This is a genomic window from Pseudomonas sp. CDFA 610, assembly GCF_021147865.1.
GTDB lineage: Bacteria > Pseudomonadota > Gammaproteobacteria > Pseudomonadales > Pseudomonadaceae > Aquipseudomonas > Aquipseudomonas alliivorans.
Map to the genome: position 1 here is coordinate 1 of NZ_JAGTPM010000014.1, position 13567 is coordinate 13567.

Genomic DNA, 13567 nt, shown 5'->3' on the forward strand with positions numbered 1-13567 from the left:
TGTAACTCATTGAATCGCAAGGCTTTTTCGTTTCCGTCTGCGCCGGAAGTGGGGCGAATTATAGACACCTCAACGAGCGCGTCAACCGTTATTTTCAAAACGCTGGAAAATAGGTATTCGATGCCCGCTGCTATATAGAAGAGCGTTTGCAGTGCGCAATATATTGCTCAATAACCCAATATTCAGCATCATGTCCACGCTTCACATCACCTCCCTGACAGGACGCTTTACCGATATGTCTGCCAAACCCCGCAACATCGCCCCCCTTCTGTTCCCTCTGGGATTGCTGATCATCGCAATGATATCGATCCAGAGCGGTGCATCTCTGGCCAAGAGCCTCTTCCCGGTGGTCGGTGCGCAAGGGACGACCGCGCTGCGTCTTATCTTTGCCAGCCTGATTCTTCTATTAGTGTTGCGACCATGGCGAGCGCGCCTCACGGCCAGATCATTGCGTACGGTGATGCTCTACGGCATTTCTCTGGGCAGCATGAACATGCTCTTCTATATGTCATTGCAGACCGTACCGTTGGGTATCGCCGTCGCGCTCGAATTCACCGGGCCGCTGGCCGTGGCCCTGTGGGCATCACGCAAATTGATCGATTTCCTGTGGGTGGCCCTGGCTGTACTAGGCCTTCTGCTGCTCATCCCTTTGGGAGAGTCGAGTACACATATCGATCTGGTGGGGGCTGGTTATGCGCTGGGAGCAGGCGTTTGCTGGGCGGCCTACATATTGTTCGGGCAGAAAGCGGGAGCCGATAACGGCATTCAGACCGCAGCGTTGGGTGTCACGATCGCAGCCGTTTTCATCGCGCCCATTGGCGTGGTGCATGCAGGTGCCGCCTTGCTGGATCTTTCGCTGATCCCGGCAGCACTGGGCGTTGCCGTTCTTTCGACCGCTCTGCCCTACAGCCTGGAGATGGTCGCACTGACCCGAATGTCAGCACGCACCTTCGGCACGCTCGCCAGCCTGGAGCCGGTGTTTGCAGCCCTGTCAGGGTTGATTTTTCTCCACGAGGATCTGTCGCTCACCCAATGGCTGGCCATCAGCGCAATCATCGTCGCCTCTATTGGGGCGACACTGGGCTCGACACCGACCAAACCCCAGCTCGTGCCTGCGGACTGAACGTGTTGGTCAGGAACCAGTCACAAGGCACTGGTAATTGTCACGCGCTTGAGCCATGTTTAGCCCGTAGCGAATCTCGTTTTCGAGATTCGATCTGCGCATTGCCCAAGAAACACATAATAAGAAACTCAAGCACGTAAGGCACTCAAGTAATGGTTTGCTCAAGGAAAGGAATGAAATACATCTTTATCGCAGTGGCCGTTCTGGCCATGGCTGGTTGTGCGGCAACCTCGAAACCAGTCAAGCAGACCAAACGCGGAATTCATATCAATTGCTCGGGGCTGTCATCGTCCTGGGCCAAGTGCTACGAGCTTGCGACCAATGCCTGCACATCAGGGACCTTCAAGGTCATCGCCAAATCAGGCGACGCCGAGGAAGAGCCGGAAGACTACCCGTTCGGCCTCAATCCAGCAGGGTACACCAGCCGCAGCATGATCATCGTCTGTAAGAAAGGTTCATCGTTGAGCAGTCAGTTGCCGAAGCCCTGAGACGGCGGCAACTGATACCAGGATCAGATCGCAGCAGTCCGCGCCTGCAGCCATTGCAGCGCAGCGCCTTCAAGCAGCGGACTCAAACGCTGGCTGACATGGGCATGGTAGTCATTGAGCCATTCTCGCTCCTCAAGACTCAGCATCGAAAGCTCGATGCATCGCGTATCGATCGGGCAAAGGGTCAAGGTTTCGAACTTCAGAAACTCACCGAACTCGGTCTGCCCCGCCTCTTGGTTAATGACCAGATTCTCGATACGCACACCCCAGCGTCCCGGTCTGTAGGTTCCAGGTTCGATTGACGTGATCATCCCCGCAAGCATGGCCGTCTGTGGAGTGGCCGGAGCCTGATAGGCGATGACTTGCGGCCCCTCGTGTACGTTGAGGAAATAGCCGACGCCATGACCTGTGCCGTGACCATAATTGACGCCCTCGGTCCAGATCGGTGCGCGAGCAATGGCATCGAGCAAAGGGGACAGGATGCCTTTGGGGAAATGCGTACGCGAAAGCGCGATGACGCCTTTCAGTACTCGGGCGCAATCCTGCTTCTGTTCGAGGGAAGGTGTGCCTATCGCGACCATGCGCGTGATATCCGTGGTGCCACCCAGGTATTGTCCGCCGGAGTCGATCAGTAACAGGCCGTTACCCTCGATCTGCGCGTGTTCGGCTTCGGTCGCCCGGTAATGCGGCATGGCGCCATTGGCGTTGAAGCCGGCGATGGTTGCGAAACTGGCGGAGACATAACCCGGACGGCGTTCACGCGCAGCGGTCAGTTTTTCATCGATGGTCAGCTCGCTGACCGGCTGCTGTCCCAGCGCATTGTCCAGCCAGGCAAAAAACTCACAGAGCGCAGCGCCATCCTGCTCCATCGCCTGACGAATATGTGCGGTGTCGGCTTCGGTTTTCTGCGACTTCAGCAAGGTGCTCGGATTCAACCCTTCGACCAGAGTGACTTCGCTGTCCAGGTAATCAAGCAGACCACAGGTCACTCGAGCCGGGTCAATCAGCAGACGTGCAGACTTTGGCAGTTCACGCAGCGCGGCACCGATTTGCGTGTACTCCATCAGGTTGACGCCATCCAGTTCCAGATTCCGACGGACCTCGGCACTCACTTTCTTCGAGTCGACAAACAGCGTGACACTTTGCGGACCGATCAGGGCAAACGAGATAAACACCGGGTTGTACGAAACGTCGGAGCCGCGCAGATTGAACAGCCAGGCAATGTCATCCAGCGTCGGAACGAAATGCCAATCCGCGCCCTTTTCATCCATCGCCTTGCGGACCAGGTTCAGCTTGTCGCGGCGCGAGACCGATGCCTGGGGCGGCAGGTGTTCGTAGACCGGGCTGACCGGCAAGGCTGGGCGATCCTGCCAGAGCTCGATGAGCAGGTCGGTATAGGTCCGCAACCGCGCACCGCGCGCATACAGTTTGCTTGCCAGGGTGCGTGAAGACGCCACCGCCAGCACAGCACCGTCAACCGCAACCACAGTCTCGGCAGTCGCCTGATCAGCGAGCCATTCCAGCGGTCCCTGTTGACCGGGAATCAATTTGACCAGCTCGATGCCACTGCCGGCCAGTTCCTTGGTCGCCTGCTCCCAATAGCGACTGTCCGCCCACACGCCAGCGAAGTTCTGGGTGATGACCAGCGTGCCCACGGAGCCATGGAAACCCGATAACCACTGGCGCCCTTGCCAATAACCGGGCAAATACTCGGAAAGATGAGGGTCTGCCGACGGCACCAGATAGGCATCGATGCGCTCCCTGCTCATCAAGGCGCGCGTTTGCGCCAATCGTTCTGCCACTGCGTTACTGGCGCTCGCTTGCGTACTCATTGATTCTCCTGCTGACCGAAAAATGGCTGCTATCACCGGTCAGATAATGGAGCACTCATCAAGCGTGAGCAACTGCCCAGAACACAGGCTGGGTCACGCTCGCACGAATTGCTTCGGCGGCACGGCGGATGTCCTGCTCCCGAGTAAAGCGCCCGATGCTCAGGCGGATTGTCTGACTGGCAGCCTGCGGACTATGGCCCAGCGCAAGCAAGACGTGCGAGGGCGTATTTTTCGCTGAATTGCACGCTGACGTCGAAGAAAACGCGAGGTGCTGCCCCAGTGCTGCAACATTCAAATCATGGTTACCGAAGGTGAGGCTCAGCGTATGGGCAATCCTTCGTGAAGGACTGCCATTTATACAAAGGCCGGGTATGCCGCGCAGTTGCTCGCGAAGCAGGCTGTTCAGGCGCTCGATTTCCGAAAGCTCCTGATCAAACGTTTCGCCTGCCAACGCGAACGCGGCGCCCATACCCGCAATCTGATGGGTGGCCAGGGTACCGGAACGCAATCCGGACTCATGTCCTCCGCCATGAATCTGCGCCAGGACGCGCTGCTGCGCGCGGGGGCCGACGTACAAGGCACCAATGCCTTTGGGGCCATAGATCTTGTGAGCGGAAAATGACATCAGATCGACGGCAAGACTGCTCAGGTCAATCCTGACCTTGCCCGCGCCCTGCGCCGCATCGACATGCAGCAGCGCGCCATGGCTGCGGACACGCTGGCCGATCTCGGCGACATCATTAACCGTACCCAACTCGTTGTTGACCAGCATGAGTGACACCAGAAAAGTGTCCTCACGCAAGGCGGCGCTGACGGCATCGGCGCTGACCAGACCGTCGGCATCAGGTGCCAGATACGTGACGGTGAAACCACTCGCCTGCAACTGCTGTGCGGTATCGAGCACCGCCTTGTGTTCGATCTGACTGGTGATGATATGCCCGCCTGGCTTGCCAACGCGCCCTGCCCGCTCTTGGGCGACCCCCTTCAAGGCCAGATTGTTCGACTCTGTCGCCCCGGAGGTCCAGATGATCTGTGAAGCCTGAGCCCCCACCAGGCCTGCAACCTGCTGACGGGCATTCTCGACTGCGAGACGGGCGCTCCTTCCGAAGCTGTGGGAACTGGAAGCAGGATTTCCAAAATTGCCCGACAGGCACAGGCACTCGACCATCACCTTGATGACGCGCTCGTCGACAGGCGTAGTGGCGGCGTAATCGAAATACAAGGCAGACTCTTTCATGACGGTTCCTCTGACTGGCGTGGCCTGCGCGATGCAACATCCAACTGATCACCGAGTCATCGCGATCAGGCCTGTGAGGTCATCATGCACGATCCAGCATAGAACCAAAAATTATCAATTGATATTTATATATTCTTTTTTAATATAAAACCAAGGCCCGCAACAAATCAATTGCGTGATGGACGTGCTTCAGCGCTTGAATTCACTCAACCGCCTGTCCGATGGGTCCGGGTTTTACAGGAAGTTCGGCAGCGCGCCGCGCCCAGGCGCATTTTCCACGTCAGCAAAACGTCCCACTTGACCGCCCCCACCATCATTTCAGGCACTCGCAGGTATTAAAACCCGCGTCACCACTTATTGAGACACTCACACACCGTGACTGATTTGAATCAGTCTACGATCACACGATTGACAAAAGTCACACACTGTAAAGACGCCTGAAAACTGTCAATTCAAAGGCTTGGCATAATGGTTGTTTTTTGACGCCCAGTAAAATCAATGAATTAGTCATTGGATGAAACCATTTATCAAAAATTTAACAGAAAGCTGACGAAATAATTTGACAGAATCGCTGACGCTACCAATATATAGCACTGTCAGACACCTCCTGGTTTGTACGCTAATGCCACAGTGCACTGCGCTGGATGTTGTCAAGCTATCGCTATTTGCAGTTCTGCCCGCGAAGTTAGTTGTTTCCACGGTGCCTTATCGGCGCCGGTGGATGTCTGTTGACTCATAAAAGCCTTGTATTTACTGAACGCGTTCGGTGTGGCGGTAGCATTGCCTGAAGCAATCTGCCACTCGATGCAGGGTAAACAAGTGTCGCATGGGCATTCGTCGGATAGATGTAGAGCATGGATCGCATGATTCGGGCGGTAGCGTGCCCGATAGACCGTTTTCCCACTCAGCAGCCAGTTATATGTATTTGGTTGTCCGCCTCCCCAGAACCGAGGTGCCACTGAATGCCCTGTCTACCCGATTTTAATACGCAACCTGTTCAAAACTTGGCCCAGGACATGGATACCCGGGGCTTTACAACATTAAAGAACGTACTCAATGAAACCGATCTCGAGCAGTTAAGGGCCTTTACCGACCGACAGGCCTCGCAACACCCCGGTGAATACTTCGCCTATCACGGCGAAACGGCATTGAGCGAGAGCCTGTTGGCCAGCCTGTGGTCGACACCTGAATTAAAACACCTGCTGGGCCAACTCTATAAGCACGGTGCACAGCGGCAAAGCATCAGCGATCAGATCTTTCCCGTGTTGCGCTGCGTGCAAGGCGAACAGGGTTTGCGCGAGTCCAATCGCTTTCACTATGACGCCAGTCTGGTGACCGCACTGATCCCGATCTACATCCCGACCGAGGGAGAAGAATGTGGCGACCTGATGCTGTTCCCCAATCTGCGCAACGTCCGTCAGCACATCGCACTCAACATTATCGAGAAATTGCTGCTGCAAAACCCTCTCACGCGCTGGGTCATGTGCATTGCGATCAGGCGAGGATGGCTCAAGCCCGAAGTACTGAAACTGCAACCCGGCGATATTTACCTGTTCTGGGGTTATCGCACCCTGCATGCCAATCAGGCCTGCAGCCCAGGCCTCAAACGTGCGACGGCGATCTTCCATTTCGGTGACCCGCACAGTGGCGGCCGGGTGACTCGCCTGATTCTCGACCACACCCAACAACGGGCTGCACGTGTCAGCGCGCAGACCGGCAGTTCGCCTCCGGAAACCGATACACGGCAGTCACCGACGCTCTGAATCAACCCTCGCTACACACTGATCTACAGGAACATGGAGGCTTCGATGATTAACGTGACCAAGACCTACCTTGGTGATATCGACAAGTTCAAGCGGTATGTCGAGGGGATCTACGCACGTGGCTGGCTGACCAATCACGGTCCACTGGCTGGCGAGCTTGAAAACAGGCTCAAGGAGTATCTGGGTGTCCGGCATATCCTCCTGACCAATAACGGCACCCTGGCCCTGCAAGTGGCGTATCGCGCGCTGGGTCTGAGTGGCAGCGCCGTCACAACACCGTTCAGCTTTGTGGCGACCAGCAGTTCGTTGCAGTGGGAGGGCATACGGCCGATCTTCGCCGATATCGACCCTGGCACCTGGAATATTTCGCCCCGGCACATCGAAAGCCGTATCGAAGAAGACACCACCGCTATCGTCGGCACCCACGTGTTCGGTAACCCGTGCGCGGTAGATGCCATCGAGCAGATCGCAAGCAAGCACAAACTCAAGGTCGTGTATGACGGAGCCCATGCGTTTGCCGTGCGTCACGCCGGTCAGTCAGTGCTCAATCGGGGCGATATCAGCACGCTCAGCTTCCATGCGACCAAGCTGTTCCACACTATCGAAGGCGGCGCGATCATCACCAATGATGACGAACTGGCCCGGCGCGCCTATCTGCTGTGCAACTTCGGTATTGCAGACGTCGACAAGATTGATGGCATTGGCATCAATGCCAAACTCAATGAGTTCTCGGCGGCCATGGGGCTGTGCATTCTGGACAACATCGAGAACATCCTCGAAGAACGTGCCGAGATTGCCCATCGCTACACCTCGCGGCTTGAAAACTATCTGGATCTGCAGGAGCCGCAGGCCGACAGCGAGCTGAACCATAGCTATTACCCGATAGGCCTGCGTGACGAACAGGCGCTGCTGGAGGTGCGGGCCGCACTCAACCTGCGCGAAATCAATCCCCGCCGCTACTTCTATCCGTCGCTGGACACCCTCGAGTACCTGCAACCGCAACCAGGACAGCCCGTCTCCCGTGCGTTGAGCGAGCGCGTGCTGTGCCTGCCGATCTACCCCGGTCTGCTCAAGGATGACCAGGACCGGATCATCCAGACTCTGCTTGAATCGTGCAGCCTGGACCGCCTGAGTTACCAAAGCCCTGCCATCGCTCAGGTCATTTGATCAACATGTCCAACAAACGGTCCGTTATTCGCAATACCGCCCTGAACTACTTGGGCCAGGCCTACGTCCTGCTGGTCGGCATTCTGATCCTGCCCTTCTACCTCGGCCACCTTGGCGCCGAGGTGTATGGACTGATCGGGTTCTTCACGGTGCTGCAGGCGTGGCTGCAACTGCTCGATGCAGGATTGTCACCCAGCCTGGTGCGTGCCGTGGCTCACGGGCAAGGGACGCCCGCCGGCGAACATACAGCGGGCCGTCTGCTGCGGTCTTTCGAGCTGATGTTTCTGCCGATGGCGATCATCAGTTGCACGACGATTTACCTGACCAGCCCGTGGATTGCCACCCACTGGCTCAACGCTAACACGCTGCAACCGCAGACACTGATCAACTGCATCGGTCTGATGGGCGTGGTGATTGCGCTGCGGTTGTATTCGACCCTGTACAAAAGCGGCATTCAGGGCCTTGAGCAACATGGCTGGCTGAATGCAGTCAACGTGCTGATCGCTACCCTGCGCTATTTCGGCGGCCTGGTGCTGGTCAGCCAGTTCTCGCAGGATCCACAGGACTTCTTTGAGTTTCAGGTGATCGTGGGGCTGATCGAAGCCTTGATCTTCGCGACCCGCGCCTGGCAGCAAATGCCGGTTGCCCGTTGGTCCACCGGTCTGGACTGGCATCTGGTCAGGCCGATCCTGCCCTTCGCGGCAAGCATGTCGTTCAGCGCGGTGCTGTGGATCGTGCTGACACAAATGGACAAGGCGTTGCTGTCCAACCTGCTGCCGCTGGACCAGTACGGTTATTTCTCGCTGGTGGCGTTGATGACCACCGGCATCATGATGCTGACCAATCCGCTGGTTCAAACCCTGCTGCCGCGCCTGACCGTGCTAATGGCCGAGGGCAGATGCGATGACATGCACGCCCTGTTTCTGGCAGCCCATCGTTTCGTCTGCACCTTTCTGTTCCCACTGGCGGCAGTCATTGCTCTACATGCCGAACCGTTGGTGCTTGCCTGGACAGGCGATGCGGACGCCGCCCGCTGGAGTCGGCCGATCCTGAGCTGGTATGCGCTGGGCAGCGCGATCATGGCAGCCAGCGCCTTTCAGTTCTACCTGCAGTACGCCTACGGCCAGATGCATCTGCACCTCTGGTACAGCGTCATTTCAGCCGTCATCACAGTACCGACACTGTTTCTGGCCATTCACTTTCAAGGCGTATACGGCGCGGCGCTGGCCTGGTTCTTTCTGCGTGCAGCGTCGTTCGCCATCTGGCCAATGATCGTCCATCAACGTCTCGCACCGGGCATTCACGGCCAGTGGCTGCGCGACATCCTGCGCATCAGCGTGATGACCGCTACGGGCCTTTTCATCAGTCAGCCGGCGTTCGACCTGATTGCGGGTCAGAGCCGCACCAGCCTGTTTCTGGCTCTGGCGGCGAGCGGCTTCATCACCCTTGCGCTGGTCGCCGCGAGCTACAAGCCACTGGCGTTGAAGGTCTACATCTTGTTCAGCAAACCGAGTACATGAGCCATGGATGTCACTGCAAAAACCGCCAGCTCAACGCGTCCGGAGACCCAGACGCCACTGCTGAGCATCGTTTGCCCGGCCTACAACCAGGAGGCGTTCATCGCCCAGACGCTGGACGGCTTTCTGTCGCAGCAAACCTCGTTCAGCTACGAGATTCTGGTTCACGACGATGCCTCCACCGACGCAACGGCGCGCATCATTGCGCAGTACACCGAGCGCCACCCGACGATCATCCGGCCCTTCTATCAGCAGACCAACCAGTACAGTCAGGGCATTCCCTGCGTACCGAACCTGTTCGCCAAGGCGCGCGGGCGTTACATCGCCTACTGCGAGGCCGACGACTACTGGACCGATCCGCGCAAACTGCAACTGCAAGTGGATTTTCTTGAAAGCCATCCTGACTACGTCATTACCTACCACGATGCGTTCGCATTCGACGAGAACGGCCAGTACGGCATTCAGTTGCAAGGCAATCTGCGCAGCGACGCCACGAGCCTGGAACTGCAGAAGGCGCGCCGTATTTCGACCCTGACCACCTGTTTTCGCAATGTGTTCAGCGCCATGCCGCCCGAACTGCACATTCGCATCGCGCCGTTGAATGACCTGTGCTGGTGGTCACTGCTGGGTGCCCACGGCAAGGGCAAGTTCATGGCCGAGATCAAACCGGCTGCTTACCGGTTGCATCCGGGCGGCGTGTTCTCGATGCGCAGCGACAAACGCAAGTTGCACATGAGTCTGCAGACCTGCTCAAGCCTGGCCAACTACTACAACCGCCTCGGTAACCAGGCGTTGTACGAGTACTTCCTGATGCAAAACGTCTGCCTGTCGCTGTCGGCACTGGAACCGCGCCACAAGCTTCAGACGCTGTTGATGGTGGCGCGCAATTTCGCCGTCAATCTGAGCAAACGACTCTGGTCCGCCACCGGCAAAGCCCATGTTCAGTAACGTGCTGGTGGTGTGCGTTGGCAACATCTGCCGCAGCCCGATGGCGGTGGCGCTGTTGCGTCATCGTCTGACAGACCCGGAAGTGCGCGTTCAGTCGGCAGGCATTGCCGCGCTGTCCGGCTCGACGATGGACCCGCTGGCCAAGGCGGTCCTGCAGTCGCATCAGGTACCGACCCGCCGCCATGAAGCTCGACAAGTAAACAGGCATCTGCTCCTCCAGGCGGACCTGATCCTGCTCATGGAGCAGGCCCACGTTCCCCGAATTCTCAAGCTGGCGCCGGAAGTGCGCGGCAGAACCTTCCTGCTCGGCAAGTGGCAGCACGCGCTGGAAATAGCAGACCCGTATCGACGACCCAAGTCAGCCTTTGAACAGACCTATCAGCATCTCTCGCGATGCATCGATGACTGGCTTCCCCATCTTCAGTCAGGAGAAACAAGATAAATGACCGTCATGAACCGTCCCACCCTGGACTATTACCAGGACACCCGGATCGATTTGGCAACTATCTTGCGCATGTTGTTCGATCACAAGGCCTTGATCATCTGGACCGTCAGCCTGTTTTTCCTGACCGGGCTTGCGTACGCAATTCTCGCCACGCCGGTGTTTCAGGCCAGTGCAATGATCCAGATCGAGCCGAAGAAGGTCGGTATCGAGGGCACACCCGAGGTCAACAACAAGCCGTCGTCGGTCTCCCAGGCCACCACCGAAATCGAACTGATCAAATCACGCGCCCTGCTTGGCAAGGTGGTGGATGACCTGAAGCTGAATCTTGTCCAGACACCTGACTTCTTTCCGGTCATCGGGCCTTATCTCTATCGCACGTTCAAGCCTGAATATGAGGGTGCGCTGGCCGAGCCGCTGTTCGGCATGACCCAGTACGCCTGGGGCGGCGAGAAAATCGATGTCTTCCAGCTGGAAGTACCCGAAGCCCTGCTGGGCGAAAAGCTGACGCTGGTGGCAGGCAATCCCGGCCAGTTTTCGCTGTATGACAGCGACCACAACCTGTTGCTCAGCGGTGCCATCAACCGGATCGTGGAGGGCAACGGCGTGAAGATCCAGGTCGCCGCCCTGCATGCGCATCCTGGCACTGAGTTCACCGTTTCGCGCCAGCGGACTCTGACCTCGGCGCTGATCTATCAGAATCGCCTGAAGATCACCGAAGCGGGCAAGGACTCCGGGATCATTTACCTGTCCATCGAGGACCAGGACGCCGACAAGGCCAACCAGATTCTGGACGAGGTCAGCCACCTCTATGTGCGCCAGAACGTTGAGCGCAGCTCGGCTGAAGCCGCACAGCGCCTGCAGTTTCTGCGTTCGCAACTGCCCATGGTGCGCAAGCAGCTGGAAGAGTCCGAAGTAGCCCTTAACAACTTTCAGACCAGCGCCAAATCGGTGGACCTGAGCATCGAGACCAAGGGCGTGCTGGATCAGGTCGTCAAACTGGACTCGATGCTGTCGGAGCTCAAGCTCAAGCGCGTCGAGATCGAACGGCTGTACACCCAGGAGCATCCGACCTATCGCAGCCTGATGAGTCAGATGAGCCAGCTTGAACAACAGAAACAGGGCCTGCTGAAGAAGATCGAGGCCCTGCCTATGACGCAGCAGGAATTGCTGCGCCTGACCCGCGACATGCAGGTCACCAGCCAGACCTACACCCTGATGCTCAACAAGAGTCAGGAACAGGACATTCTACGGGCGGGAAGCATCGGTAACGTCCGGGTGATCGACAACGCAGACACCAACGTCGAACGCCCGGTGAAGCCGATGAAGACGCTGGTCGTGCTGCTGGCCACACTGGTCGGAGCACTGGTGGCCGTGACCATCATTTTTGTTCGCCAGGCGTTCTACCGCGGCGTGGAAAGTGCCGAGGTCATCGAAAACAGCGGCATGCCGGTCTACGCATCGCTGCCGTACTCCCGCCAGCAGGATCGTCTGGAGAAAACCACCAAGGGCGGCGGTGCTCCCAAGGAATCCCGGCTGCTGAGCATTGCGGCGCCGAACGAACTGGCGATCGAGTCCTTGCGCAGCCTGCGCACCAGCCTGCATTTCGCGATGCTCGAGGCGCGCAACAACGTACTGATGATTTCCAGCCCGTCGCCCGGCGCGGGCAAGTCGTTCGTGTCCAGCAACCTGGCCGCCATCATCGCCCAGACGGGCAAACGCGTACTGCTCATCGACGCCGACATGCGCAAGGGCTACCTGCACCGCATCTTCGGCCTGCAACCCAAACATGGCCTGTCCGACACGCTGGCCGCTCGCCTGAAATGCACCGAGGTCATCAATCACACCCAGATTCGCCATCTGGATTTCATCTCCTGCGGCTTTGCGGCACCCAACCCTTCCGAGCTGCTGATGCATGACAACTTCAACAAGATGCTCACCGAGTTGTCGCCCCTGTACGACCTGATCCTGGTGGACACCCCGCCCATTCTCGCGGTCACCGATGCCACGCTGGTCGGCCGTCAGGCGGGCACCTGCCTGCTGGTCGCGCGTTTCGGCATCACCACGCTCAAGGAAATCGAGGCCTGCAAACGCCGGCTCGGTCAGAACGGCATTCTGATCAAGGGCGCCATCTTCAACGCCGTGGTCCGCAAGGCAACCACCTCGGACTACGACTGCGCGGCGTATGGCTACAACTACCACCCCGTCAACAAATGAACGCGCCGGACGACGCGCTCTTCAAGCCCTAAAAGGAATTAATCATGGCCAGAACCGTAGCAATGATGCAGCCATACCTGTTTCCCTATCTGGGCTATTTCCAGCTGATCGCAGCCGCTGATGTGTTCGTCCTGGGCGACGACCTGCAGTACATCCGGGCGGGCTGGGTAAACCGGAACCGGATCCTGAGCAACGGTCAGGCCCGGCTGATTACCTTCCCGCTGAAAAAAGACCACTTCGAACTGCCCATCATGCAGCGCAGCCTGATCGACAACTTTGCAGACGAAGCCAGTCGCCTGATCAATATCATCGCTCAGAGCTACCGCAAGGCGCCGTACTTTGCGCAGATCATGCCGTTGCTGGAGCGATTGATCCGCCATCCTCAACACAACCTGGCGCTGTATGCGGAGAACGTCTTGCGCGAGCTGTGCGCTTATCTGCAGATCGATACACCAATGGTTCGGGGCTCCGACCTGAAGATCAACCAGTGCACCGACAAGCAGGACCGGGTGATCCGGGTCGCCCACGCGCTGTCCGCCAGTTCGGTGCTCAACCCGCTGGGTGGCCTTCAGCTTTACGACCGCGACCGCTTTGCCCGCAATGGCCTGCTGCTGCGCTTTTTCTCTATGCGACCCTTCACGTATCCCCAGTTGGGCCAGCCCTTCGTCAGTGATCTGTCGATCATTGACGTGTTGATGTTCAACAGTCTGGAACAGGTGCAGGCGCTGCTGAGTCACTGCACGACCCACGATCTGCAGGTTGCCAACGATACCTGTGTGCGGATTGGCCCTGACGCAACACTTGCTCCTTCCCCGCAACTGGCAGTGGAGTGA

The 13567-nt window shown here is 57.9% G+C and carries 11 protein-coding genes; 9 read left to right on the top strand and 2 right to left on the bottom strand.

From position 1 onward, the window contains the following. The first annotated feature begins 235 nt into the window (after positions 1–235). On the top strand, positions 236–1123 hold the full coding sequence (rhtA, locus tag KDX39_RS23645) for a threonine/homoserine exporter RhtA (protein ID WP_231661992.1): 888 nt from the start codon (positions 236–238) through the stop codon (positions 1121–1123). A gap of 173 nt (positions 1124–1296) precedes the next feature. Further along, entirely contained in the window at positions 1297–1611 is a 315-nt protein-coding gene (locus KDX39_RS23650) for a hypothetical protein (protein ID WP_231661993.1), read from the top strand. A 23-nt stretch (positions 1612–1634) separates the two neighbouring features. On the opposite strand, the gene KDX39_RS23655 is transcribed toward KDX39_RS23650, so the two are convergent. Together KDX39_RS23655 and KDX39_RS23660 are read right to left on the bottom strand one after the other, a co-directional pair. Next, a complete protein-coding gene (locus KDX39_RS23655) occupies positions 1635–3443 on the bottom strand; it encodes an aminopeptidase P family protein (RefSeq protein ID WP_231661994.1) in 1809 nt (602 codons plus the stop codon). A gap of 58 nt (positions 3444–3501) precedes the next feature. Then, positions 3502–4680 (bottom strand): cysteine desulfurase family protein, encoded by a 1179-nt coding sequence (locus KDX39_RS23660; protein ID WP_231661995.1) that lies wholly within the window; start codon positions 4678–4680, stop codon positions 3502–3504. A gap of 1016 nt (positions 4681–5696) precedes the next feature. On the opposite strand from KDX39_RS23660, the gene KDX39_RS23665 reads away from it, so the two are divergent. Genes KDX39_RS23665 through KDX39_RS23695 form a run of 7 tightly spaced genes read left to right on the top strand, consistent with a single transcriptional unit; the run spans position 5697 to position 13567 of the window. After that, entirely contained in the window at positions 5697–6443 is a 747-nt protein-coding gene (locus KDX39_RS23665; protein WP_231661996.1) for a hypothetical protein, read from the top strand. Between the two features lie 45 nt (positions 6444–6488). Continuing rightward, complete coding sequence (locus KDX39_RS23670) at positions 6489–7610, top strand: DegT/DnrJ/EryC1/StrS family aminotransferase (RefSeq protein ID WP_231661997.1); 1122 nt, start codon at positions 6489–6491, stop codon at positions 7608–7610. 5 nt (positions 7611–7615) lie between these two features. Then, a complete protein-coding gene (locus tag KDX39_RS23675) occupies positions 7616–9130 on the top strand; it encodes a lipopolysaccharide biosynthesis protein (protein WP_231661998.1) in 1515 nt (504 codons plus the stop codon). Positions 9131–9133: 3 nt separating this feature from the next. Next, entirely contained in the window at positions 9134–10075 is a 942-nt protein-coding gene (locus KDX39_RS23680) for a glycosyltransferase family 2 protein (protein ID WP_231661999.1), read from the top strand. Continuing rightward, positions 10065–10517 carry a low molecular weight protein-tyrosine-phosphatase gene (locus KDX39_RS23685; protein ID WP_231662000.1) on the top strand — a complete coding sequence of 151 codons (453 nt, stop codon included), beginning with the start codon at positions 10065–10067 and terminating at the stop codon, positions 10515–10517. The genes KDX39_RS23680 and KDX39_RS23685 overlap by 11 nt, the downstream gene beginning before the upstream one ends. Continuing rightward, the gene (locus KDX39_RS23690; protein WP_231662001.1) at positions 10518–12734 is read left to right on the top strand and encodes a polysaccharide biosynthesis tyrosine autokinase; all 2217 of its coding nucleotides are present in this window, start codon (positions 10518–10520) and stop codon (positions 12732–12734) included. Positions 12735–12778: 44 nt separating this feature from the next. Then, a complete protein-coding gene (locus KDX39_RS23695; RefSeq protein WP_231662002.1) occupies positions 12779–13567 on the top strand; it encodes a WbqC family protein in 789 nt (262 codons plus the stop codon).

What these genes read in the sequence shown, in the direction of transcription:
- rhtA (WP_231661992.1), top strand. Translation starts at nt 236, where the DNA reads ATGTCTGCCAAACCCCGCAACATCGCCCCCCTTCTGTTCCCTCTGGGA.
- KDX39_RS23650 (WP_231661993.1), top strand. Translation starts at nt 1,297, where the DNA reads ATGAAATACATCTTTATCGCAGTGGCCGTTCTGGCCATGGCTGGTTGT.
- KDX39_RS23655 (WP_231661994.1), bottom strand. Translation starts at nt 3,443, where the DNA reads ATGAGTACGCAAGCGAGCGCCAGTAACGCAGTGGCAGAACGATTGGCG.
- KDX39_RS23660 (WP_231661995.1), bottom strand. Translation starts at nt 4,680, where the DNA reads ATGAAAGAGTCTGCCTTGTATTTCGATTACGCCGCCACTACGCCTGTC.
- KDX39_RS23665 (WP_231661996.1), top strand. Translation starts at nt 5,697, where the DNA reads ATGGATACCCGGGGCTTTACAACATTAAAGAACGTACTCAATGAAACC.
- KDX39_RS23670 (WP_231661997.1), top strand. Translation starts at nt 6,489, where the DNA reads ATGATTAACGTGACCAAGACCTACCTTGGTGATATCGACAAGTTCAAG.
- KDX39_RS23675 (WP_231661998.1), top strand. Translation starts at nt 7,616, where the DNA reads ATGTCCAACAAACGGTCCGTTATTCGCAATACCGCCCTGAACTACTTG.
- KDX39_RS23680 (WP_231661999.1), top strand. Translation starts at nt 9,134, where the DNA reads ATGGATGTCACTGCAAAAACCGCCAGCTCAACGCGTCCGGAGACCCAG.
- KDX39_RS23685 (WP_231662000.1), top strand. Translation starts at nt 10,065, where the DNA reads ATGTTCAGTAACGTGCTGGTGGTGTGCGTTGGCAACATCTGCCGCAGC.
- KDX39_RS23690 (WP_231662001.1), top strand. Translation starts at nt 10,518, where the DNA reads ATGACCGTCATGAACCGTCCCACCCTGGACTATTACCAGGACACCCGG.
- KDX39_RS23695 (WP_231662002.1), top strand. Translation starts at nt 12,779, where the DNA reads ATGGCCAGAACCGTAGCAATGATGCAGCCATACCTGTTTCCCTATCTG.